The organism is Petrimonas sp. (assembly GCF_963921705.1).
GTDB classification, from domain to species: Bacteria; Bacteroidota; Bacteroidia; order Bacteroidales; family Dysgonomonadaceae; genus Petrimonas; species Petrimonas sulfuriphila.
The window spans coordinates 1536283-1557161 of record NZ_OY997410.1 but is presented as its reverse complement, the minus strand read 5'-3'; the positions used below and the strand labels follow the sequence as shown (position 1 = coordinate 1557161).

Sequence of the window (20879 nt, the reverse complement as noted above, 5' to 3'; positions counted from 1 at the left end):
TTTCAGAGTTTTACGGCTGTACCTCCTGCAGAAGAAATAGCTTGTTCCGCAGCCTTGGAGAAAGCGTGAGCTTCAACTTCCAATTTTGCCGAAAGTGTTCCTCTTCCAAGAATTTTAACCAAGTGTTTTCGGGAAATAAGGCCGGCATTGATCAATACCTCCGGAGTTATCTTTTCTATTTTCTGAGAATCGGCCAATACCTGAAGTGTTTCAATGTTGATGGCTTTGTATTCAACTCTGCTCAGTGGATTAAATCCGAATTTAGGTACGCGACGCTGTAAAGGCATCTGTCCTCCCTCAAATCCGGTTTTTCTGGAATAACCCGATCTTGATTTTTGTCCTTTGTGTCCTCTTGTCGAAGTACCTCCTCTGCCCGATCCCGATCCGCGTCCGATTCTTTTGCGGGTTTTGGTTGCGCCTTCAGCGGGTTTTAAGTTCGATAAATTCATTATTATCTATATTTTATCGTTATAAACTAATTTATTCTACAATCGTTACTAAATGATGAACTTTACGGATAAGGCCTCTAATAGTAGGGTTATCTTCATGTTCAACCACTTTGTTCATTTTCGTCAATCCTAACGCATCTAACGTTTTTTTCTGAATTTTAGGGCAGTTTATTCTGCTGGTAGTCTGTTTTACTTTTATAGTAGCCATTTCAAAATCCTTCCGTTTTTATCCGTTAAATACTTTTTCTAAACTAACTCCGCGATTTTGAGAAACAGTAATGGGATCTCTCAGTTCGCACAACGCTTCAATGGTGGCTTTTACCAGGTTGTGAGGATTTGACGATCCTTTCGATTTCGCCAGAATATCGGTAATTCCTGCACTTTCCAACACGGCACGCATGGCCCCCCCTGCTTTTACTCCTGTTCCGGTAAAGGCTGGTTTCAGAAAAACTTCGGCTCCGCCGAAACGGGCAGATTGTTCGTGAGGGATAGTCCCTTTGTAAACGGGAACTTTCATCAAGTTCTTTTTGGCTGCTTCAACACCTTTAGCAATAGCAGTAGTCACCTCACCGGCTTTACCCAATCCCCAGCCAATAATACCGTCTTCGTTTCCAACTACAACCATAGCAGCAAATGTGAATGTACGACCTCCTTTTGTTACCTTGGTAGTACGATTGATAGCCACTAGCCTGTCCTTCAACTCTAAATCGTTTGTCGATTTTACTCTTCTATCTGTTCCTGTCATAGTTGTTTAAAATTTAAGTCCTCCTTTACGAGCAGCATCAGCCAATTCTTTTATACGTCCATGATATAAGTAACCGTTTCTGTCGAATGCTACCTTCTCAACCCCGGCTTCTTTAGCGTTGCTGGCAATCATCTCGCCAACTTTTGCAGCTATTTCTTTTTTGGGAAGTTTTTCTTCCACTTTCAAAGATGAAGCCGATGCCAGCGTAACTCCATTAATATCATCGATAACCTGCGCGTATATTTGTTTATTACTCCTGAACACGGACAAACGCGGACACTCCTTGGTCCCGCTGATCTTACCGCGAACACGAGTCTTAATCTTTAGTCTTCTTTCTGTTTTTGTTAACATAGCGATTTCTGTTTACGTAAATTATTTACCTGCTGTCTTACCCGATTTGCGACGGATTTGTTCACCAACAAATTTAATACCTTTACCTTTGTAAGGTTCGGGTTTGCGGAATGAACGAATTTTTGCACAAACCTGTCCGAGCAATTGCTTATCGGAAGACTCCAAAATAATAAGCGGATTCTTGTTCCTTTCCATCTTGGTTTCCACTTTAATCTCCTGGGGTAATTCCAGGAATATGTTGTGGGTATAACCAAGTGATAATTCCAGAATTTGTCCGTTATTGGTTACACGGTATCCAACACCAACAAGCTCCAGTTCCTTGCGAAATCCTTCCGAAACGCCAATCACCATATTGTGGAGCAAAGAACGGTATAACCCGTGCATGGCTCTGTGTTCTCTATCGTCGGTAGGCCTGATAACGGTTAAGACACCGTTTTCAACCTCTACTTTCATATCAGGGTTCACGTGTTGTTTTAGTTCTCCTTTAGGGCCTTTCAACGTAATCACGTTATCTTCTCCCACCGTTACTGCAACGCCGGAAGGCAATGAAATGGGCAATTTTCCTATTCTTGACATACTATTCTCCTCCTGAAATTAATAAACGTAACACAATACTTCACCGCCGATTTTCTGAACGGCAGCTTCTTTATCCGTCATTACTCCTTTTGAAGTAGATAATATGGCAATACCCAAACCGTTCAGTACCCGGGGCATATTCTTATAACCGGTATACCGACGTAACCCGGGTGAAGATATGCGAATCAGTTTTTTGATCGCATTCACTTTATTTACCGGATCGTATTTCAAGGCAATCATAATAGAGCCTTGCGGTCCGTCCTCTACAAACTTATAATTAAGGATGTAGCCTTTGTCAAAGAGAATCTTTGTGATGTCTCTTTTCAAGTTTGATGCGGGAATTTCCACCACACGATGCTTCGCCTGGATAGCATTTCTCAACCGCGTCAAATAATCTGCTATTGGATCTGTCATTATAAAAAAATTTAAATTGATCCCGACTGTCGGGACAATATTTAATAAAACTTCGTTAGTTCACTGTATTTTACCAGCTTGCTTTTTTCACTCCGGGTATAAGCCCTTTCGATGCCATTTCTCTAAACTGAATGCGTGATAATCCAAACTGGCGCATATAGCCTTTTGGGCGTCCGGTTATGTTGCAACGGTTGTGCAATCGAACGGGAGATGCATTTTTAGGGATGGTCTGAAGTGCTTCGTAATCGCCTTCTGCCAAATATTTTGCTCTTTTTTCGGCATAACGGGCAACCATCTTAGCTCTTTTCACCTCGCGGGCTTTCATTGATTCTTTTGCCATTTCTTACTTGTTTTTTTCTGTTCTAAACGGTAATCCAAATTCTCTGAGGAGTGCGTAGCCTTCTTCATCGGTTGCTGCAGATGTGACGAACGTAATGTTCATTCCCAGCAAACGGGAGATGCTGTCGATATTGATTTCGGGAAAGATAATCTGCTCCTGGATTCCCAGGGTATAGTTTCCTCGTCCGTCGAGTTTCCCTTCAATTCCCCTGAAGTCACGAATACGCGGTAACGCCACACGAATAAGTCTTTCGAGGAATTCATACATTTTATTGTGACGCAACGTTACGCGGGCTCCGATAGCCATTTTCTTACGTAACTTGAAGTTGGAAATGTCTTTTCTCGAGTAAGTTGCCACCGCTTTCTGACCGGTAATTGCCGTTAGCTCGTTGATCGCTGTCTCGATGATTTTCTTGTCAGCTACTCCTATACCCAATCCCTGATTTATAACTATCTTGTCGAGTTTGGGAGCCTGCATAACGGATTTGTATCCAAATTCTTTCATCAAGACAGGTACAATACGCTCAGCGTATTCTTTTTTGAGAGTAACCGTACTTCTGTTTCCCTGATCTTCTGTTTGGGGAGCAGCAGCCTGAGCTTCTTTCTGAACTTCAGCTTTGGGTTCAGCGGCTTTTGCCGCTTTTTCTTTTTTCACTTCTTTAGCCATTACTTAATTACCTCCCCTGATTTTTTTGCATAACGTACTAACTTACCTTTACTGTCTTCTTTTCTTCCAATGCGCGTTGGTTTACCGGTTTTCGGATCAACCAAATTTAGTTTCGAGAGATGAATGGAAGCTTCTTTCTTTTCGATACCTCCATTGGGATTCTGTGCATTGGGTTTTGCATGCTTCGAAACGATATTTACTCCCTCTACAATGGCGCGGTTCTTAGCCACCAGTACCTCGAGCACACGTCCTGTTTTGCCTTTGTCTTCACCGGAGTTCACGTAAACCGTATCTCCTTTTTTAATATGTAATTTACTCATTGTCTGTGATTGTTTAATAGATTAAAGTACTTCGGGCGCTAATGAAACAATCTTCATGTTTGTAGCACGTAATTCACGTGCAACCGGCCCAAAGATACGGCTGGCTCTCAACTCACCGGCGTTGTTCAGAAGGACGCAGGCATTGTCGTCGAAACGAATATAAGAACCATCAGCACGACGAATTTCTTTTTTCGTACGTACAATGATTGCTTTTGTTACAGCGCCTTTTTTAATGTCACTCGAAGGGATTACGCTCTTGATAGCCACAACAATTACATCCCCAACAGACGCGTAGCGTCTTCTTGTTCCACCTAATACACGGATGCAAAGGGCTTCCTTGGCTCCGCTATTGTCGGTCACGTTTAGTCTTGATTCTTGCTGTATCATCTTACTTAGCCCTTTCTATTACTTCAACCACTCTCCATCTCTTTGTTTTGCTCAAAGGACGTGTTTCCATTATACGTACTGTATCCCCTATGTTACAGTCATTCTTTTCATCATGGGCGTGAAATTTTTTCGTTTTACTAACGAACTTCCCATATATAGGGTGTTTTTCTTTCCATTTTACAGTAACGGTGATGGTTTTTTCCATCTTGTTGCTGAAAACGACCCCGATTCTTTCTTTTCTTAAATTTCTCGTTTCCATTATAATTATTAAGCTTTTTTCAATTCACGAGCGCGCAATTCAGTCTGAATACGTGCAATGTTTCTGCGTTTTTCTCTTATCGAACCTGAATTGTCGAGCGGAGTAGTTGTATGATAAATCTTGGTCTGAATCAGGTCCGCCTGTTCAGCATCCAACCTTTCCTTCAAATCCTTATCCGATAACTCCTTGTATTCCTGTTTTTTTGATTTCATGCCTTACGAATTAATTTTGTGGTTGTTCATAATCTCTTCTGACAACGAATTTTGTCGTAACAGGCAATTTCTGTGCTGCCAGGCGGAGAGCTTCTTTTGCCACATCGTACGGCACACCTTCGATTTCGAAAATAATTCTTCCGGGAGTAACAGGAGCCACGTATCCTTCGGGATTACCTTTTCCTTTACCCATACGTACTTCAGCAGGTTTTTTGGTAATTGGTTTATCGGGGAAGATGCGTACCCAAACTTGTCCTTGGCGTTGCATATAGCGTGTTACGGCAACACGGGCAGCCTCAATCTGATTGCCAGTGATCCATTTTGATTGTAACGATTTTATCCCGAACGAACCGAATGCCAACTGATTACCGCGACCGGCGAAGCCTTTCATGCGGCCTTTCTGCTGTCTTCTAAATTTTGATTTTTTCGGTTGTAACATATTGGTTTATGCGTTTTTGTTATTATTTCTTCTGTTTCTTCTGGCACCTCTGCCTCCTTCGGGGCGATTACCTCTGTCGCTGCGTCCGCCACCGCCTTGTGAACGATTTTCCTTGGAAGATGCGAACGAAGGTGCCAGGTCTTTTTTACCGTAGATCTCACCTCTGCAGATCCAAACCTTGATACCGATCAATCCAACTTTGGTCAACGCTTCTGCATGAGCATAATCAATGTCGGCACGGAAAGTATGCAACGGAGTCCTTCCCTCTTTATACATTTCCGACCGGGCCATTTCGGCACCGTTCAACCGGCCTGATATCTGAATTTTTATGCCTTCTGCGCCCATCCTCATGGTGGAAGCGATGGCCATTTTAACCGCGCGGCGGTAAGCAATTTTACCTTCCAACTGACGAGCAACGTTGTTGGCCACAATAACCGCATCCAATTCCGGTTTCTTTATCTCGAAGATATTGATCTGAACATCCTTATCGGTTATTTTCTTTAACTCTTCTTTTAGCTTGTCCACTTCCTGGCCACCTTTACCGATAATGATTCCCGGACGGGCAGTACAGATAGTGATGGTTACTAATTTCAGCGTTCTTTCAATGACAATGCGAGAAACACTTGCTTTGGCCAGACGAGCATTCAAATAAGTGCGAATCTTGCTGTCTTCCAGCATCATTTCGCCGTAATTATCTCCACCGTACCAATTAGAGTCCCATCCTTTGATGATTCCCAAACGATTTGCTATCGGATTTACTTTTTGTCCCATCTGCCTGTATTAATTTTGTTCTTGTTCTTTTTTATAAGTATCTACCACAATTGTCACGTGATTTGAACGTTTGCGAATTCTGTAGCCGCGGCCTTGCGGGGCAGGACGAAGTCTCTTCAGCGTTGCACCTTCGTCTACAGAAATTATTTTGATATAAAGTTCGCCTGTTTCGGCTTTGCGTTCGTTTTTCTGTTCCCAGTTAGAGATGGCCGAGAGTAATAATTTTTCAACTCTTCTCGATGCCTCCTTGCTGGAAAACTTCAAAACGCCCAATGCTTTAAAAACTTCCATTCCGCGCACCATATCTGCAACGTATCGCATTTTCCGGGGCGAAGAAGGAGCATTTTTCAACACGGCTAAAGCAACCTCTCTGCGGTTTTCTTTGCGTTGTTCTGCTGATATTCTTTTTCTAGCACTCATGTCTTTTCTTTTTTTTATTCAGTTAAGCCCGCCGATTATTTCTTTCTGTTGCCGGAATGTCCACGGAATGTGCGCGTTACCGCAAATTCACCTAACTTATGTCCTACCATGTTTTCGGTAATATACACCGGAATAAATTTATTTCCGTTGTGTACAGCAATAGTGTGGCCCACGAAATCGGGGGAAATCATTGAAGCACGTGCCCATGTTTTTACGACAGCTTTTTTGCCGCTCTCGTTCATGTCATTCACTTTCTTCTCTAATTTTATGTTGATATACGGACCTTTTTTTAATGATCTGCTCATAATTCTTACTTGTTAATCAGGTTATTTTTTCTTTCTTCTTTCTACGATGTATTTAGAAGAATGCTTTTTCGGAGCTCTTGTTTTCAAGCCCTTTGAATAAATACCTTTGGGCGAACGTGGATGACCTCCCGACGCGCGGCCCTCACCACCACCCATGGGGTGGTCAACCGGGTTTTTAACAACCCCGCGTGTGTGTGGACGACGTCCAAGCCATCTTGAACGACCGGCTTTACCTGATTGTTGCAGAGCATGGTCTGAATTACCAACACTTCCTATAGTAGCTTTACATGTAGCAAGAATTTTACGAACTTCACCTGAAGGCATTTTGATAATCGCGTATTTATCTTCACGCGAAACCAACTGAGCGAATGTTCCGGCCGAACGCACCATTTTTGCACCTTGTCCCGGGCGCAACTCAACGTTATGAATCACCGTACCGAGGGGTATGTTTGCCAAAGGCAGTGTATTGCCAACTTCGGGAGCAGCTTCCGGTCCCGACATCACTGTGGTTCCAACTTCTAATCCGTTGGGAGCAAGGATATACGTTTTTTCTCCATCGGCATAATAAAGCAACGCTATGCGTGCAGAACGATTGGGATCGTATTCAATGCTTTTTACAACGGCAGGAACTCCGTCTTTTGTTCTCTTGAAATCAATAAAACGAAAACGTTTTTTGTGTCCGCCACCAATGTAACCTATCGTCATTTTCCCGCGATGGTTGCGTCCACCTGTACTTGTTTTACCAACTACAAGAGATTTTTCCGGTTCTGATGCAGTGATATTTTCAAAAGAACCGATAATCTTGTGTCTTTGCCCCGGTGTTGTGGGCTTTAGTTTACGTATTGCCATTTTTTAATTAGATATTGCTGAATAAATCGATTGTTTCACCTTTTTTCAAGGTTACAATTGCTTTTTTATAAGATGGCGTGCTACCGGTAACAACACCGGATTTTGTGTAGCGGCTTCTCAGCTTGCCATCGTATTTCATTGTATTCACCTGTTCTACGTGAACATTGTAGAGCGATTCAATTGCATTTTTGATTTCTACTTTGTTAGCTCCGGGAACTACAATGAAACCGTAACGGTTTTCGAACTTCTCGGTAACCGCGGTTTGTTTTTCTGTAAAAATTGGTTTTATAATTACTCCCATTGTTTTGTCTCCTTATGCTTTAAGTAAATCATCAATTACCGCAACAGACGATTCCGTGAGCACTAAATTCCCACAGTTCATAATTTTGTATGTATTTATGTCTGAAGCAGTTATAATCTCAACTCCCGGTAAATTTCGGGCCGACAAATATACGTTTTTATTTTGACTTGGCAAAACGAAAAGTAGCTTTTTATCAGCCAGTTGCAGTTTTTTTGTTAGCTCAGCAAAGTTCTTCGTTCTGGGTGTATCGAAGTTGAAATCTTCAACCACCCAAATAGCTTCGTTTCTGGCTTTTAGCGAAAGCGCCGAACGGCGAGCCAACGCTTTTTCCTTTTTATTGAGCTTGAAGCCGTAATCCCTGGGTTTAGGACCAAAGACCCTGCCTCCGCCAACCATAACCGGCGATTTGATGTCGCCACGGCGTGCACCACCGCTCCCTTTCTGACGAATCAGCTTGCGGGTACTTCCGGCAATTTCATTTCTCTCTTTCGATTTGTGCGTACCCTGACGCTGGTTAGCCAAATAATGCTTTACGTCTAACCAGATAACATGATCGTTAGGTTCAATTCCGAAAATGGAATCATTGAGTGTCACCTTTTTATCTGTTACCTCTCCATTGATATTGTATATGCTTAATTCCATTTTTATTTTTCTATTGTAACGATTGAACCTTTACATCCCGGAACCGAACCTTTCAACAATAAAAGATTGTGTTCGGGTATGACTTTAATCACCTGGAGGTTTTGAACGGTTACCCGTTCGTTACCCATTTGTCCGGCCATGCGAGTTCCCTTAAATACTTTTGCGGGATAAGATGCGGCTCCAATAGAACCCGGTGAACGCAGGCGGTTGTGCTGCCCATGAGTGGACTGACCTACTCCACCAAAACCGTGACGTTTTACAACGCCCTGGAAACCTTTACCTTTTGATGTTCCGATTACATCTACGTAAACGGCATCGCTGAAAAGATCAACAGTGATTTCGGACCCCAACTTGTAGTCGTTCCCAAATCCTTTGAACTCGGCCAAGTGTCTCTTCGGGGTAACTCCGGCTTTTTTAAAATGACCTTTTTCTCCACTGGGTGTGTGTTTGTCTTTTTTGTCTTCAAACCCAAGTTGAATAGCGTCGTAACCGTCATTTTCAACGGTCTTTACCTGAGTAACCACGCAAGGACCTACTTCGATAACAGTGCATGGAACATTTTTTCCCTCGGCACTGAAAACGGATGTCATTCCGATTTTTTTTCCAATTAATCCTGGCATTTCTCTGTTGTTTAATTAATTAATTATTGAAATTCAAGAACCAGAAGCCAAGATTTTATCTTGGTTCTTTTGTTCTGGCTCCTGGCTCTTTTGTCTTATTTATTACACTTTAATTTCTACCTCTACCCCACTCGGCAACTCAAGTTTCATCAGTGCATCAACGGTTTTGGCAGTTGAGCTGTAGATGTCGATCAGCCGTTTGAAAGACGAAAGTTCGAATTGCTCGCGCGATTTTTTGTTTACGAATGTAGAGCGGTTCACAGTAAATATGCGTTTGTGTGTGGGCAACGGAATAGGTCCGCTGACTACTGCACCCGTAGCTTTTACGGTTTTTACGATTTTCTCTGCCGATTTATCCACCAGGCTGTAATCGTAAGACTTCAGTTTAATTCTGATTTTTTGGCTCATAATTTATTTTGAATAATTATTGTATTCCTAAGTATTTGTCTTCCGTCTTCCGACTTATTTAATCAAATCAACACGACCTTTTACTTCCGTCAACACTTGCCTTGCGATTGAGGGAGAAACTTCCTCAAAATGATCGAAAGACATCGTGGAAGTTGCTCTTCCGGAAGTAATGGTTCGCAACGAAGTTACGTATCCGAACATTTCCGAAAGCGGAGTTTTTGCCTTTACAATGCGTGCACCCGACCGGTTCGATTCCATGCCTTCGATTTGTCCGCGCCGCTTGTTCAGATCGGAAATCACATCCCCCATACTTTCCTCTGGAGTTACTACTTCCACCTTCATGATCGGCTCTTTTAAAACAGGACCGGCTTTTTCGCTGGCACTTCTGAATGCCTGAATAGCACATATTTCAAATGACAACTGATCGGAGTCTACCGGATGGTAAGAACCATCAATTACCGTAACTTTAAGCTTATCCAGTGCATATCCGGCGAGAACACCGTTCTTCATGGCGCGTGCAAAACCCTTCTGAATGGACGGAATATATTCCTTGGGGATATTTCCACCTTTTACCTCATCGATAAACTGCAATTCCCCTTCGAAATCGGCATCGGCCGGTTCTACCCGTACGATAATGTCGGCAAATTTACCGCGACCTCCAGTCTGCTTCTTGTAAACCTCACGCAGCTCGACAGGTTTGGTAATAGCTTCTTTATAAGATACCTGAGGACGTCCCTGGTTGGCTTCGACCTTAAACTCACGTTTCAACCGGTCGATAATAATCTCCAGGTGAAGTTCTCCCATTCCGGAGATAACCGTCTGGCCGGTTTCTTCATCCGTCTTAACCGTAAATGTCGGGTCTTCTTCCGCCAGTTTAGCCAAACCAACGGAGAGTTTATCCAAATCTTTCTGAGTTTTAGGCTCAACAGCAATACCGATAACCGGATCGGGGAAATCCATCGATTCCAGGACAATGGGTTTGCTTTCATCACAAAGCGTGTCGCCCGTGCGAATATCCTTAAATCCAACCCCGGCTCCTATGTCACCGCATCCGATAAATTCCTTCGGATTCTGTTTGTTGGAATGCATCTGGAACAGACGTGAGATACGTTCTTTTTTTCCCGAACGGGGATTGTAAACGTAAGAACCGGCTTCCAGTTCTCCCGAATAAACACGGAAGAAGCAGAGACGTCCCACATATGGGTCAGTCGCGATTTTGAACGCCAGGGCGCACATCGGCTCGTTAGGATCAGGACGTCTGACGACTATTTTGTCTGTATCTCTCGGATCAACGCCCTCAATAGCATCGGTGTCGACCGGGCTGGGCAAGTAAGAACAAACAGCATCCAGCAACGTTTGTACTCCTTTGTTTTTGAATGAAGAGCCACAGATCATCGGATTTATCTGCATGGAAAGTGTTCCCTTCCTTACAGCTGCTCTCACCTCATCCTCCGTGATGGTTGAAGGATCGTCGAAAAACTTCTCCATCAACACATCATCGAACTCAGCAACCGTTTCGAGCATCTTTTCTCTCCACTCGTTGGCTTCATCCAATAAATCAGCAGGTATCTCCTCTATGTGATACTCAGCACCCATGGTCTCATCGTGCCAATACAACGCTTTCATTGTAATCAAATCCACTACGCCCTTGAAGTTCTCTTCTGCGCCTATGGGGATTTGGATGGGACAAGGAGTTGCACCAAGTACTTCTTTTACCTGACGAACTACCTCAAAAAAGTTAGCCCCAGAACGGTCCATCTTATTCACGTAACCAATTCGCGGCACTTTGTATTTATCTGCCTGACGCCACACAGTTTCCGATTGCGGCTCAACCCCACCTACGGCACAAAATGCCGCCACGGCTCCGTCGAGAATACGCAATGAACGCTCAACTTCTACGGTGAAGTCAACGTGTCCCGGAGTATCAATCAGATTAATTTTGTATGTTTTGTCATTATATTTCCAGTTCGCGGTTGTGGCCGCAGAAGAAATGGTTATACCCCGCTCCTGCTCCTGCTCCATCCAGTCCATCGTGGCCGCTCCATCGTGTACCTCTCCAATTTTATGGGTTAATCCCGTGTAAAACAAGATACGTTCCGACGTAGTCGTCTTGCCGGCATCAATGTGCGCCATGATACCTATATTGCGAGTGAAAATTAATGCTTCTTTTGAACCTTTTGCCATCTTTTTTACCTAACAGTCTGTTTATTTAAAATCTGAAATGTGCAAAAGCCCTGTTCGCTTCTGCCATTCTATGCATATCTTCTTTACGTTTATATGATCCACCCTGATTGTTATACGCATCAACGATCTCAGCAGCCAGTTTGTCTGCCATCGTCTTACCTCCTCTTTTGCGAGCATAAAGAATGAGGTTTTTCATTGAAATGGATTCTTTTCTTTCGGGACGAATTTCTGTAGGCACCTGAAATGTTGCTCCGCCAACACGGCGTGATTTCACTTCAACCTGCGGTGTTATATTATCTAATGCGGCTTTCCAAATCTCGAGAGCCGGTTTTTCTTCGTTGGGCAATTTAGCCTTCACTGTGTCCAATGCAGAATAGAAAATATCGTAAGATATACTCTTCTTTCCGTCATACATAAGGTGGTTAACAAACTTTGTCACCCTTACATCACCATATACAGGATCGGGTAGAACCTGTCTTTTTTTAGGTTTTGTTTTTCTCATTGTTTTAATTGATTTGTGTTGTGTTTGGTTGCCGTTTTTTATCTGTCTTCAACAATTCCTCCGAACCGTTTACTCAACCTATAGTAGCTTTTCCCAAAAATTCCAACAGCGATTTTACATGAATTTTAACTTATAAAAAATAAAGCGTACTTTTATTGTGCGGGATTATTTCTTCTTTGCACCCGGCTTGGCAACTGCTCCCGGTTTAGGACGCTTAGCTCCATATTTAGAACGACGTTGAGTACGGCCATTTACCCCGGCAGTATCCAATGTTCCGCGAACAATGTGATAACGTACACCCGGAAGGTCTTTAACACGACCGCCACGCACCAATACAATAGAGTGCTCCTGCAAGTTGTGCCCTTCGCCCGGAATATAAGCGTTCACCTCCTTAGTGTTAGTTAAACGTACACGAGCCACTTTCCTCATTGCTGAGTTTGGTTTTTTGGGAGTAGTAGTATAAACCCTCACGCAGACACCGCGTCTTTGCGGACACGAATCAAGCGCACGGGATTTACTTTTCTCTTCTATAACCGTACGGCCTTTTCTTACTAATTGTTGAATTGTAGGCATTTTTCTACTTTCTTTTTGTCTTTTATTTTACTGATAAATTTAATTTCTTTACACAACCTCACCCAATTATAACTTAAATATAATCAAATGATTAACGTCAAAAACCACCGTCTCTGGGGTTAAAAACGGCACAAAATTACAAATAATCAACATGATATGCAAATTATTGACGGTGTTTTTTCAACTATTTTACAAAATCCAGACAACTGATATTTTGAAAAAACAACAACTATTTCTTACGTCGCCACCGATTTTTATAAAAAAACAACTATTTTCGCAATTCAATGTAACTTTTTCAACATTTATCCGTCATCCAACTAATGAGTCACGATAAATTCCATCGGATCATTTTACCGCTAAAGGATAAACTCTTCCGGCTTGCGTGGAGCATCGTGAGAGATTCCGCCGAAGCCGAAGACATTGTACAAGACGTGTTTTTGAAGCTTTGGTCGAAAAATAACGAGTGGGAAAACATCGAGAATCTGGAAGCCTATTGTTTCCGCGCTACAAAAAACCTGGCGCTCGACAGAGTGGAGTCTCTATCGATACGAAGAACAGAAAATATTGCTCCTGAATTGGAAAACGGAATTTTTACCGATCACGTAACGCCGTTTTTCAAACTGGTGGAAACCGAAAGGAACACATTAATATATAGGTGCATTAATCAACTGTCGGAAAGCCAGAAAGCGGTATTTCAACTGCGTGAGATTGAAGGAATGAGTTACAAGGAAATAGCGCAAGTATTGGATATTAGCGAAGATTTGGTAAAAGTGAACCTCTTTAGGGCTAGAAATAAATTGAAAGAATTATTATCGGGTAAACAAGAATGAACAACGAAAGAATACATACATTGCTGGAGAATTACTGGAACTGCGAAACATCGGTTTCGGAGGAAAGGGAACTACAGGAATTTTTCAACTTCGGTGACGTCCCCGATGACTTGCTGCCGTATACACCTTTGTTTGCCTATAAACAAAACCATCAGGCAATGAAATTGAGCTGTGATTTTGAGAAGAAACTTGATACACTGATCCGCAGAACCGACCGGCAAAAACAATACATCACCATAAAAATATTCGAGCCTTTCCTGCGTATCGCCGCATCGGTTATTCTCATTGCCGGGATTGGGGTATCCGTTTACTTTGTTGCCCGCCAAAACAACCGGGTCTTTGCCGAAACATACAACGATCCTCGTGCAGCCATACAACAGGCCACCTCGGCCCTAGAGAAGCTATCCAAAGCATTACGGGCCACCGAAGAAGCATCTTTGAAGTCGCTGGAGCAATTGGATGATTTAGACCTGGATTGGTCGGAAATCGATTCGTTGAGCACCAGGATTCCACTCTATGACCCCGATTTAAGTAAGAATATCAAACCCGAAAATCTATGAGAAAAATTTTTCTGGTCTTGTTTACGTTGTTTTTGGCAACTTCAACCTTTGCAAACGATTTCATTACGAGATTCCTGAAGGAGTGCGTCGAAACGGAACGGCCGGTAAGTAACGTAAACATAGGGAAAGCGATGCTTAACAAAATGGCGTCGAATACCAGCGATGAAGAACTAAAGACAACTTTTCGCGAGTTAAACAGCATTCGCATCATTACTACAGAAAACAAAGCAGACTCAAAATTCTATTTTGAAAAAGCAAAAGAGATGGCATCCAGCGAATTCACAGACTACAAGGAGGTAGTATCGGTGAATGAAAGGAGGTCGAAAATAAATATCCTGATGAAAAAAACCGACGAGAAAACGCAGGATCTTATCCTTATGGCATTGGACGACGACAGTAAATTAACGATCATAACCGTTTCGGGAAATATAGACTTCAACTCAATCTCGAAAATTTCCGACTCATTGCGGAAAGGAGAAGCAGAAGAACCTGTTTTAGAGAAAGGAAACGAAAAAAACAACTGACCCGGTCAGTCAAACCGAACGAGCACAAATAACTTTTTTCTTTTTTATATTTAAACGATGAGCAGGCGGCAGAACGTGAGTTTAGCCGCCTGCTGCTTTTATGGCACAAAAATACGTTTTTTTTGAATTAAAATGCAAGAGAATTTGTAAATTTGCGAAACTTTTGATACAGTAGGTTATTATTACTGCTCACATCAAATCCACACCTAAACAATATGTATAACAAATCACTCCATCTTGTTCTCGAAGACGGAACAGTATTTCAGGGAAAATCATTTGGTTACGAAGCACCGGTTGCCGGTGAAGTTGTTTTCAGCACTGGAATGGTCGGCTACACCGAAAGCCTTTCAGATCCCTCCTACCTCGGGCAAATCCTGACGCTGACCTACCCGCTTATCGGAAACTACGGCGTCCCCAAAGACGAATCGCACCAAGGCATTTCTACCTTTTACGAATCGGAAAGAATACAGGCAAGCGGCCTTATTGTTTCCGATTTTTCTTTTGAATACAGCCACTGGAACGCTGCAAAAAGTTTAAGCGACTGGCTGAAGGAAAACAAAGTACCTGCCGTCTACGGCATCGACACGCGCGAACTGACCAAGCTGGTCCGGGAAAAAGGGACAATGCTTGGTAAACTGGTCTTTCCGGGTGAACCCGATATACCGTTTGTGAATCCCGATGACAAAAATCAGGTTGCAAAAGCAAGCTGCAAGGAGGTGATTGTCTACGGCAGCGGAAAGCACAAAGTGATACTGGTCGATTGCGGTGTGAAAAACAACATCATCCGCTGCCTGCTGAAACGGGATACGACAATCGTGCGCGTACCCTGGGATTACGATTTTAACGAGATGGAGTTCGACGGACTGTTTATTTCCAACGGTCCCGGTGACCCGGCTTTCTGTACGCCAACCGTAAACAACATCCGAAAAGCAATGCAAACCGGAAAACCGATTTTCGGAATCTGCATGGGAAACCAATTGCTTTCACTGGCAGGAGGAGCCAGCACATATAAGCTGAAATACGGGCACCGCAGCTGCAATCAGCCAGTGCAACTCGTCGGGACGCAACGGGCGTTCGTAACTTCTCAAAACCACGGTTTCGCGGTGGATAACAACTCGCTGGGCGTGGAATGGGAACCTCTTTTCGTCAACATGAACGACGGAACGAACGAAGGCATCCGCCACAAAACCAATCCCTGGTTCTCCTGTCAATTCCACCCCGAGGCATCGGCAGGGCCGACCGACACCGAGTTTCTCTTTGATGTGTTTATCCGGACGCTCGAAGTTAAAAATATTCCGATTCCAAAACTCATCGAGGATGAACTCGATGCAAAATCAGTTTTAAAACAAGTTTACCGGGGCATTGAAAAAGGATCTGTCAAGAAAGTTCTGCTCTTGGGTTCTGGCGCACTGAAAATTGGCGAAGCCGGCGAATTCGACTATTCCGGTTCGCAAGCTTTAAAGGCGCTGAAGGAAGAAGGAATTGAAACCGTGCTGGTTAACCCCAACATAGCTACTGTTCAGACCTCAGAGGGCATTGCCGACAAGGTTTACTTTTTACCCGTAACCCCGGATTTTGTGGAGCGGGTAATCGAAAAAGAGCGTCCCGACAGCATCTTTCTTTCGTTTGGAGGACAGACGGCGCTGAACTGCGGCGTAGCGCTATACAAGAATAAGATCCTCGAGAAATACAACGTGCGCGTGCTCGGCACCCCCGTCCAAGCTATTATCGACACGGAAGACCGGGAAATCTTCAATCAAAAACTTTCCGAAATCGGCGTAAAATATATCCAGAGCGAAGCGGTAACCTCACTTAAGGACGCTCTCAGGGCAGCCGGCAAACTCGGCTATCCGGTAATCGTACGGGCTGCTTATGCTCTGGGCGGGCTGGGAAGCGGCTTCTGTGACAACGAAGACGAACTGGAATCACTCGTTACAAAGGCTTTCAATTATTCACCACAAGTGTTGGTTGAAAAATCATTAAAAGGCTGGAAGGAGATTGAGTATGAAGTGGTACGCGACCGGTACGACAACTGCATCACGGTTTGTAACATGGAAAACTTTGATCCGCTGGGCATACACACCGGGGAAAGCATCGTGGTGGCCCCTTCGCAAACGCTTTCCAACAGCGAATATTACAAGCTTCGTGAACTCGCGATCCGTATCATCCGCCACATCGGCATTGTGGGCGAATGCAACGTTCAATATGCTTTTGACCCGTTCTCCGAAGATTACCGCGTTATTGAAGTGAACGCCCGCCTGAGCCGCTCCTCTGCACTGGCTTCCAAAGCTACCGGCTACCCCCTGGCCTTCGTTGCCGCAAAATTGGGGCTGGGGTACGGCCTTCCCGAACTTAAAAATTCGGTAACAAAAGAAACATCGGCATTCTTTGAGCCTGCACTGGACTATATAGTTTGCAAAATCCCGCGCTGGGACCTGGCAAAATTTCACGGTGTCAGCCGTGAAATAGGCTCCTCCATGAAATCGGTAGGCGAAATCATGTCCATCGGGCGAAGTTTTGAAGAGGCATTCCAAAAGGGATTGCGGATGATCCAACAGGGCATGCATGGATTTTCGGGCAATAAACACCTATTCACCAAGGAATTGGACAAAAACCTGAGCATTCCTACCGACAAGCGCGTCATCTACCTTTCACAGGCATTCGAACAGGGATATCCGGTAGACAAGATTTACGAGTTGACAAAAATTGACCGGTGGTTCCTTTATAAACTGAAAAATATTGTTGATACTGCTCGTTCCATCGAGAAATGCAGTGACAAGGAGCAACTTCCGACGGAATTGTTTGTCAAGGCAAAGAAAGCCGGATTTTCGGATTATCAGATCGAAAAACTGATATACAGGAAACCGATGCCTAAAGATACGGTTCGAGATGAACGCATCAAACGCGGGATCCTGCCTGTGGTCAAACAAATAGACACCCTGGCGGCAGAATATCCGGCGCAGACCAACTACCTCTACCTGACCTACAACGGAACAGTTAATGATGTAAAATACCTGGGCGACCACAGGTCTGTGATTGTGCTGGGCTCGGGAGCCTACCGCATAGGCTCATCGGTAGAATTCGACTGGTGCTCGGTGAATGCGCTCAATACCATTCGGAAAAAAGGATGGCGCTCGGTGATGATCAACTATAATCCCGAAACCGTTTCGACTGATTACGATATGTGCGACCGCCTTTACTTTGATGAATTGAGCTACGAACGGGTAAGGGATATCATTGAACTGGAAAATCCGAAAGGGGTGATCGTGTCCACCGGCGGACAAATTCCAAACAACTTAGCGGTGCGGCTGCACCAGTCGGGCGTGAAGATTCTGGGCACGCAAGCTACGGATATTGATAATGCGGAAGACCGCCACAAGTTTTCATCCATGCTGGACCGCCTGGGAATAGATCAGCCGAGGTGGAAGGAACTAACAACGCTTGAAGATATCAACCAATTTGTAAACGAAGTGGGCTTTCCCCTGCTGGTGCGTCCTTCGTATGTCCTTTCAGGAGCTGCAATGAACGTATGTTCCAACACGAGCGAGCTGGAACGCTTCCTGACGCTGGCCACGGAAGTATCGAAAGAATATCCGGTGGTCGTTTCAGAATTCATCGAAGGAGCAAAGGAAATCGAAATTGATGCCGTCGCACAAAACGGAGAGTTGGTGGTTTATGCCATTTCGGAACACGTGGAATTTGCTGGCGTCCATTCAGGCGATGCTACCATCCAGTTTCCACCGCAAAAAATCTATACGCAAACCGTTCGCCGGATTAAACAGATTGCCAGGGAGATTGCCAGGGAACTTCACATCTCGGGGCCTTTCAACATCCAGTTTCTGGCAAAAGACAACGACATCAAAGTGATCGAGTGCAACCTGAGGGCCTCGCGTTCGTTCCCGTTTGTTTCCAAAGTGATCAAGATCAACTTTATCGAACTGGCTACACGGGTGATGCTTGGAGAAGAAGTCCAAAGGCCTGAGAAGTCGGCATTCGATCTGGACTACGTGGGCATTAAGGCATCACAATTCTCTTTCACCCGTTTGCAAAAGGCAGACCCCGTACTGGGAGTGGATATGGCATCCACAGGCGAGGTGGGCTGCCTCGGAACCCACTTCGACGACGCACTGCTTACCGCCATGCTTTCGGTGGGATACCGGATACCCGGGAAAAACATTGTCGTTTCTTCGGGAAGTACCAAATCGAAAGTAGCGCTACTGGATGCCTGTCGGCTTCTGGTCGACAATGGATACCACTTGTTTGCAACCGGCGGTACGCAAAAATTTTTCGAGGAAAACGGTGTGAAAAGTACCTGTGTAGCCTGGCCGGACGAAGAGGGCGAACCGAAAGTTACGGACATGATTGCCGAAAAGAAAGTGGACCTGGTCATCAATATTCCCAAAAACCTGACCGAAAGGGAATTAACAAACGGCTACAAAATCCGTCGGGGAGCTATAGATTTCAACATCCCGCTCATAACCAACGCCCGGCTGGCTAGCGCCTTTATCAAAGCCTTCTGCTTCATGAAGGCGGAGGATATTGAGATCAAGCATTGGGGAGAGTATAAGTAGAAAGCCGGGTAGCTGATGCTTCCTACAGGCCCTTCGCTGCCCCAACAAAGCTCACAAACAACGGATGCGGATGGATAACAGTGCTGCTATATTCGGGATGGAACTGTACGCCAATGTACCATTTGTGGTGGATAAGCTCAATGATTTCCACCAAGTTGAGCGTATCGTTTTGCCCGCTACAGATCATTCCAGCAGCTTCAAATTCGTCCCTGTAGGCGTTGTTAAACTCATAACGGTGGCGGTGGCGTTCACTGATTTCGGTTTTGTTGTAAATGGCGTTCACTTTGCTCCCTTTTTTAAGCTGGCAGGTATAAGCGCCCAACCGCATACTGCCACCCAGGTTTAGGATGTGTTTTTGCTCTTCCATGATATCCACCACGTTGTGCGAAGTGCCGGGGTCTATCTCGGTACTGTTGGCATCGGCATAGCCCAAAACATTCCGGGCAAATTCGATGGACATCGTCTGCATTCCCATGCAAATACCGAGGCAGGGGATATTGTTTTCACGGGCAAATTCAAGTGCGGTAAACTTGCCTTCCATACCCCGCTGGCCGAACCCGGGTGCGACAACTACGCCGTCCAGGTTTTGCAGTTTTTCACCGACATTTTCCGGCGTAATATCATCAGACAAAATCAGCTTCAGGTCGAGCCTTCTGTTGTGAAAGGCACTGGCGTGCTTCAACGACTCAATGATAGACATATAAGCATCGGGTAACTGAACGTATTTGCCTACTAGGCCGATATGCACCTCTTCGGTTGCATTTTCAAACCTTTCCACAAAACCGGCCCATTCCTCCATACTGGCCCGGGGAGTTTTTTCCAAATCAACATCCATTTTCGTAAGTACTACCTCATCCAACTTCTCCTGCTGCATATTCAGCGGAACACGATAAATGGTTGAAGCATCAATCGATTGCATCACGGCTTGAGGCTCCACGTTACAGAATAAAGCAATCTTTTTCCGCAACTCTTTTGAAATAGGGTGCTCCGTGCGCAGGATCAGGATATCGGGCTGTACACCCTGCTCCTGAAGCATCTTCACGGAATGCTGCGTAGGCTTGGTCTTTAATTCCCCCGCCGCCGCTATATACGGAACGTAGGTAAGGTGTACGATCAGGCAGTTTTTGCCCAACTCCCACTTTAACTGACGCACACTTTCGATGTAGGGCAAACTCTCGATATCCCCTACTGTACCTCCAATTTCTGTGATGACAAAGTCAAGCCCCTTCCGACTGAACGATTTGATGTTTTCCTTTATTTCATCGGTAATATGCGGTATAATCTGTACCGTTTTTCCGAGATAATCTCCTTTTCGTTCTTTGTTGATTACGTTCTGATAAATTCGTCCGGTGGTAATGTTATTTTCCCGGTGTGTTTCCACTCCGAGGAAACGTTCGTAATGCCCCAAATCCAAATCCGTTTCCTGTCCGTCTACCGTAACATAACATTCACCATGTTCATACGGATTCAGTGTTCCCGGGTCAATATTGATATAAGGATCCAGTTTCTGGATTGTCACCCTGAAACCGCGTGCCTGCAGCAATTTGCCAAGCGATGCGGCGATAATCCCTTTGCCCAAAGACGACACCACACCGCCTGTCACGAATATGTATTTAGTTTTTTCCATTTTTGCGGTAAAGATACACATTTCGATAAAAATT

General features: G+C 44.4%; 29 protein-coding genes. 4 read left to right on the top strand and 25 right to left on the bottom strand.

The window, feature by feature from the left end; all coding sequences use genetic code 11:
* Positions 1-2: 2 nt before the first annotated feature.
* From rplO to rpsL, 24 genes are all read right to left on the bottom strand, one after another.
* On the bottom strand, positions 3-449 hold the full coding sequence (gene rplO, locus AACM02_RS06500; RefSeq protein WP_214063781.1) for a 50S ribosomal protein L15: 447 nt from the start codon (positions 447-449) through the stop codon (positions 3-5).
* 31 nt (positions 450-480) lie between these two features.
* Complete coding sequence (rpmD, locus tag AACM02_RS06495) at positions 481-657, bottom strand: 50S ribosomal protein L30 (protein ID WP_214063780.1); 177 nt, start codon at positions 655-657, stop codon at positions 481-483.
* Between the two features lie 18 nt (positions 658-675).
* The gene (rpsE, locus tag AACM02_RS06490; protein WP_214063779.1) at positions 676-1194 is read right to left on the bottom strand and encodes a 30S ribosomal protein S5; all 519 of its coding nucleotides are present in this window, start codon (positions 1192-1194) and stop codon (positions 676-678) included.
* A 6-nt stretch (positions 1195-1200) separates the two neighbouring features.
* Complete coding sequence (gene rplR / locus AACM02_RS06485) at positions 1201-1545, bottom strand: 50S ribosomal protein L18 (protein ID WP_214063778.1); 345 nt, start codon at positions 1543-1545, stop codon at positions 1201-1203.
* A gap of 21 nt (positions 1546-1566) precedes the next feature.
* The gene (gene rplF / locus AACM02_RS06480) at positions 1567-2121 is read right to left on the bottom strand and encodes a 50S ribosomal protein L6 (protein WP_332456322.1); all 555 of its coding nucleotides are present in this window, start codon (positions 2119-2121) and stop codon (positions 1567-1569) included.
* Between the two features lie 18 nt (positions 2122-2139).
* The gene (gene rpsH / locus AACM02_RS06475) at positions 2140-2535 is read right to left on the bottom strand and encodes a 30S ribosomal protein S8 (RefSeq protein ID WP_332456323.1); all 396 of its coding nucleotides are present in this window, start codon (positions 2533-2535) and stop codon (positions 2140-2142) included.
* Between the two features lie 70 nt (positions 2536-2605).
* Positions 2606-2875 (bottom strand): 30S ribosomal protein S14, encoded by a 270-nt coding sequence (gene rpsN, locus AACM02_RS06470; protein ID WP_339116432.1) that lies wholly within the window; start codon positions 2873-2875, stop codon positions 2606-2608.
* A 3-nt stretch (positions 2876-2878) separates the two neighbouring features.
* Positions 2879-3529 (bottom strand): 50S ribosomal protein L5, encoded by a 651-nt coding sequence (gene rplE / locus AACM02_RS06465; RefSeq protein ID WP_339116431.1) that lies wholly within the window; start codon positions 3527-3529, stop codon positions 2879-2881.
* An 11-nt stretch (positions 3530-3540) separates the two neighbouring features.
* Entirely contained in the window at positions 3541-3861 is a 321-nt protein-coding gene (gene rplX / locus AACM02_RS06460) for a 50S ribosomal protein L24 (protein WP_214024285.1), read from the bottom strand.
* Positions 3862-3882: 21 nt separating this feature from the next.
* Positions 3883-4248 carry a 50S ribosomal protein L14 gene (rplN, locus tag AACM02_RS06455; RefSeq protein WP_214024286.1) on the bottom strand — a complete coding sequence of 122 codons (366 nt, stop codon included), beginning with the start codon at positions 4246-4248 and terminating at the stop codon, positions 3883-3885.
* A gap of 1 nt (position 4249) precedes the next feature.
* On the bottom strand, positions 4250-4507 hold the full coding sequence (gene rpsQ / locus AACM02_RS06450; RefSeq protein ID WP_214024287.1) for a 30S ribosomal protein S17: 258 nt from the start codon (positions 4505-4507) through the stop codon (positions 4250-4252).
* An 8-nt stretch (positions 4508-4515) separates the two neighbouring features.
* Positions 4516-4719: a 50S ribosomal protein L29 gene (gene rpmC, locus AACM02_RS06445; RefSeq protein WP_214024288.1), complete on the bottom strand. Its 204-nt coding sequence runs from the start codon at positions 4717-4719 to the stop codon at positions 4516-4518.
* A gap of 10 nt (positions 4720-4729) precedes the next feature.
* Positions 4730-5158, bottom strand: coding sequence for a 50S ribosomal protein L16 (gene rplP / locus AACM02_RS06440; protein ID WP_214024289.1), 429 nt, complete (start codon positions 5156-5158; stop codon positions 4730-4732).
* Positions 5159-5164: 6 nt separating this feature from the next.
* On the bottom strand, positions 5165-5929 hold the full coding sequence (gene rpsC, locus AACM02_RS06435) for a 30S ribosomal protein S3 (RefSeq protein ID WP_339116430.1): 765 nt from the start codon (positions 5927-5929) through the stop codon (positions 5165-5167).
* A gap of 9 nt (positions 5930-5938) precedes the next feature.
* On the bottom strand, positions 5939-6349 hold the full coding sequence (rplV, locus tag AACM02_RS06430; RefSeq protein ID WP_339116429.1) for a 50S ribosomal protein L22: 411 nt from the start codon (positions 6347-6349) through the stop codon (positions 5939-5941).
* 35 nt (positions 6350-6384) lie between these two features.
* The gene (gene rpsS / locus AACM02_RS06425; protein WP_332456324.1) at positions 6385-6654 is read right to left on the bottom strand and encodes a 30S ribosomal protein S19; all 270 of its coding nucleotides are present in this window, start codon (positions 6652-6654) and stop codon (positions 6385-6387) included.
* A gap of 21 nt (positions 6655-6675) precedes the next feature.
* Positions 6676-7503: a 50S ribosomal protein L2 gene (gene rplB, locus AACM02_RS06420; RefSeq protein ID WP_332456325.1), complete on the bottom strand. Its 828-nt coding sequence runs from the start codon at positions 7501-7503 to the stop codon at positions 6676-6678.
* A gap of 7 nt (positions 7504-7510) precedes the next feature.
* Complete coding sequence (gene rplW / locus AACM02_RS06415) at positions 7511-7804, bottom strand: 50S ribosomal protein L23 (protein WP_332456326.1); 294 nt, start codon at positions 7802-7804, stop codon at positions 7511-7513.
* Between the two features lie 12 nt (positions 7805-7816).
* A complete protein-coding gene (gene rplD, locus AACM02_RS06410; protein WP_339116428.1) occupies positions 7817-8446 on the bottom strand; it encodes a 50S ribosomal protein L4 in 630 nt (209 codons plus the stop codon).
* Between the two features lie 2 nt (positions 8447-8448).
* Positions 8449-9066 carry a 50S ribosomal protein L3 gene (gene rplC, locus AACM02_RS06405; RefSeq protein WP_339116427.1) on the bottom strand — a complete coding sequence of 206 codons (618 nt, stop codon included), beginning with the start codon at positions 9064-9066 and terminating at the stop codon, positions 8449-8451.
* A gap of 102 nt (positions 9067-9168) precedes the next feature.
* Positions 9169-9474 carry a 30S ribosomal protein S10 gene (gene rpsJ / locus AACM02_RS06400; protein ID WP_071137502.1) on the bottom strand — a complete coding sequence of 102 codons (306 nt, stop codon included), beginning with the start codon at positions 9472-9474 and terminating at the stop codon, positions 9169-9171.
* A 54-nt stretch (positions 9475-9528) separates the two neighbouring features.
* Positions 9529-11658 (bottom strand): elongation factor G, encoded by a 2130-nt coding sequence (gene fusA / locus AACM02_RS06395; RefSeq protein WP_332456328.1) that lies wholly within the window; start codon positions 11656-11658, stop codon positions 9529-9531.
* A gap of 25 nt (positions 11659-11683) precedes the next feature.
* Positions 11684-12160, bottom strand: a complete 477-nt coding sequence (gene rpsG, locus AACM02_RS06390; protein WP_332456329.1) for a 30S ribosomal protein S7 — start codon at positions 12158-12160, stop codon at positions 11684-11686.
* Positions 12161-12325: 165 nt separating this feature from the next.
* Complete coding sequence (gene rpsL, locus AACM02_RS06385) at positions 12326-12733, bottom strand: 30S ribosomal protein S12 (RefSeq protein ID WP_214062180.1); 408 nt, start codon at positions 12731-12733, stop codon at positions 12326-12328.
* 320 nt (positions 12734-13053) lie between these two features.
* On the opposite strand from rpsL, the gene AACM02_RS06380 reads away from it, so the two are divergent.
* The 4 genes from AACM02_RS06380 to carB all read left to right on the top strand — a co-directional run bounded on the left by AACM02_RS06380 (position 13054) and on the right by carB (position 19218).
* Positions 13054-13563 carry an RNA polymerase sigma factor gene (locus AACM02_RS06380; RefSeq protein ID WP_214062179.1) on the top strand — a complete coding sequence of 170 codons (510 nt, stop codon included), beginning with the start codon at positions 13054-13056 and terminating at the stop codon, positions 13561-13563.
* Entirely contained in the window at positions 13560-14123 is a 564-nt protein-coding gene (locus AACM02_RS06375; protein ID WP_214062178.1) for a hypothetical protein, read from the top strand. Before AACM02_RS06380 ends, AACM02_RS06375 begins: the two co-directional genes overlap by 4 nt.
* Positions 14120-14647, top strand: coding sequence for a DUF4252 domain-containing protein (locus tag AACM02_RS06370; RefSeq protein WP_214062177.1), 528 nt, complete (start codon positions 14120-14122; stop codon positions 14645-14647). The genes AACM02_RS06375 and AACM02_RS06370 overlap by 4 nt, the downstream gene beginning before the upstream one ends.
* Positions 14648-14862: 215 nt before the next feature.
* A complete protein-coding gene (gene carB, locus AACM02_RS06365) occupies positions 14863-19218 on the top strand; it encodes a carbamoyl-phosphate synthase (glutamine-hydrolyzing) large subunit (RefSeq protein WP_339116426.1) in 4356 nt (1451 codons plus the stop codon).
* Positions 19219-19240: 22 nt separating this feature from the next.
* On the opposite strand, the gene AACM02_RS06360 is transcribed toward carB, so the two are convergent.
* Positions 19241-20845 (bottom strand): CTP synthase, encoded by a 1605-nt coding sequence (locus tag AACM02_RS06360; RefSeq protein ID WP_339116425.1) that lies wholly within the window; start codon positions 20843-20845, stop codon positions 19241-19243.
* Positions 20846-20879: the final 34 nt, after the last annotated feature.

Excerpts from the sequence above, each read along its gene's own strand:
- rplO (WP_214063781.1), bottom strand. The coding sequence starts at position 449 with ATGAATTTATCGAACTTAAAACCCGCTGAAGGCGCAACCAAAACCCGC.
- rpmD (WP_214063780.1), bottom strand. The coding sequence starts at position 657 with ATGGCTACTATAAAAGTAAAACAGACTACCAGCAGAATAAACTGCCCT.
- rpsE (WP_214063779.1), bottom strand. The coding sequence starts at position 1,194 with ATGACAGGAACAGATAGAAGAGTAAAATCGACAAACGATTTAGAGTTG.
- rplR (WP_214063778.1), bottom strand. The coding sequence starts at position 1,545 with ATGTTAACAAAAACAGAAAGAAGACTAAAGATTAAGACTCGTGTTCGC.
- rplF (WP_332456322.1), bottom strand. The coding sequence starts at position 2,121 with ATGTCAAGAATAGGAAAATTGCCCATTTCATTGCCTTCCGGCGTTGCA.
- rpsH (WP_332456323.1), bottom strand. The coding sequence starts at position 2,535 with ATGACAGATCCAATAGCAGATTATTTGACGCGGTTGAGAAATGCTATC.
- rpsN (WP_339116432.1), bottom strand. The coding sequence starts at position 2,875 with ATGGCAAAAGAATCAATGAAAGCCCGCGAGGTGAAAAGAGCTAAGATG.
- rplX (WP_214024285.1), bottom strand. The coding sequence starts at position 3,861 with ATGAGTAAATTACATATTAAAAAAGGAGATACGGTTTACGTGAACTCC.
- rplN (WP_214024286.1), bottom strand. The coding sequence starts at position 4,248 with ATGATACAGCAAGAATCAAGACTAAACGTGACCGACAATAGCGGAGCC.
- rpsQ (WP_214024287.1), bottom strand. The coding sequence starts at position 4,507 with ATGGAAACGAGAAATTTAAGAAAAGAAAGAATCGGGGTCGTTTTCAGC.
- rpmC (WP_214024288.1), bottom strand. The coding sequence starts at position 4,719 with ATGAAATCAAAAAAACAGGAATACAAGGAGTTATCGGATAAGGATTTG.
- rplP (WP_214024289.1), bottom strand. The coding sequence starts at position 5,158 with ATGTTACAACCGAAAAAATCAAAATTTAGAAGACAGCAGAAAGGCCGC.
- rpsC (WP_339116430.1), bottom strand. The coding sequence starts at position 5,929 with ATGGGACAAAAAGTAAATCCGATAGCAAATCGTTTGGGAATCATCAAA.
- rplV (WP_339116429.1), bottom strand. The coding sequence starts at position 6,349 with ATGAGTGCTAGAAAAAGAATATCAGCAGAACAACGCAAAGAAAACCGC.
- rpsS (WP_332456324.1), bottom strand. The coding sequence starts at position 6,654 with ATGAGCAGATCATTAAAAAAAGGTCCGTATATCAACATAAAATTAGAG.
- rplB (WP_332456325.1), bottom strand. The coding sequence starts at position 7,503 with ATGGCAATACGTAAACTAAAGCCCACAACACCGGGGCAAAGACACAAG.
- rplW (WP_332456326.1), bottom strand. The coding sequence starts at position 7,804 with ATGGGAGTAATTATAAAACCAATTTTTACAGAAAAACAAACCGCGGTT.
- rplD (WP_339116428.1), bottom strand. The coding sequence starts at position 8,446 with ATGGAATTAAGCATATACAATATCAATGGAGAGGTAACAGATAAAAAG.
- rplC (WP_339116427.1), bottom strand. The coding sequence starts at position 9,066 with ATGCCAGGATTAATTGGAAAAAAAATCGGAATGACATCCGTTTTCAGT.
- rpsJ (WP_071137502.1), bottom strand. The coding sequence starts at position 9,474 with ATGAGCCAAAAAATCAGAATTAAACTGAAGTCTTACGATTACAGCCTG.
- fusA (WP_332456328.1), bottom strand. The coding sequence starts at position 11,658 with ATGGCAAAAGGTTCAAAAGAAGCATTAATTTTCACTCGCAATATAGGT.
- rpsG (WP_332456329.1), bottom strand. The coding sequence starts at position 12,160 with ATGAGAAAAACAAAACCTAAAAAAAGACAGGTTCTACCCGATCCTGTA.
- rpsL (WP_214062180.1), bottom strand. The coding sequence starts at position 12,733 with ATGCCTACAATTCAACAATTAGTAAGAAAAGGCCGTACGGTTATAGAA.
- AACM02_RS06380 (WP_214062179.1), top strand. The coding sequence starts at position 13,054 with ATGAGTCACGATAAATTCCATCGGATCATTTTACCGCTAAAGGATAAA.
- AACM02_RS06375 (WP_214062178.1), top strand. The coding sequence starts at position 13,560 with ATGAACAACGAAAGAATACATACATTGCTGGAGAATTACTGGAACTGC.
- AACM02_RS06370 (WP_214062177.1), top strand. The coding sequence starts at position 14,120 with ATGAGAAAAATTTTTCTGGTCTTGTTTACGTTGTTTTTGGCAACTTCA.
- carB (WP_339116426.1), top strand. The coding sequence starts at position 14,863 with ATGTATAACAAATCACTCCATCTTGTTCTCGAAGACGGAACAGTATTT.
- AACM02_RS06360 (WP_339116425.1), bottom strand. The coding sequence starts at position 20,845 with ATGGAAAAAACTAAATACATATTCGTGACAGGCGGTGTGGTGTCGTCT.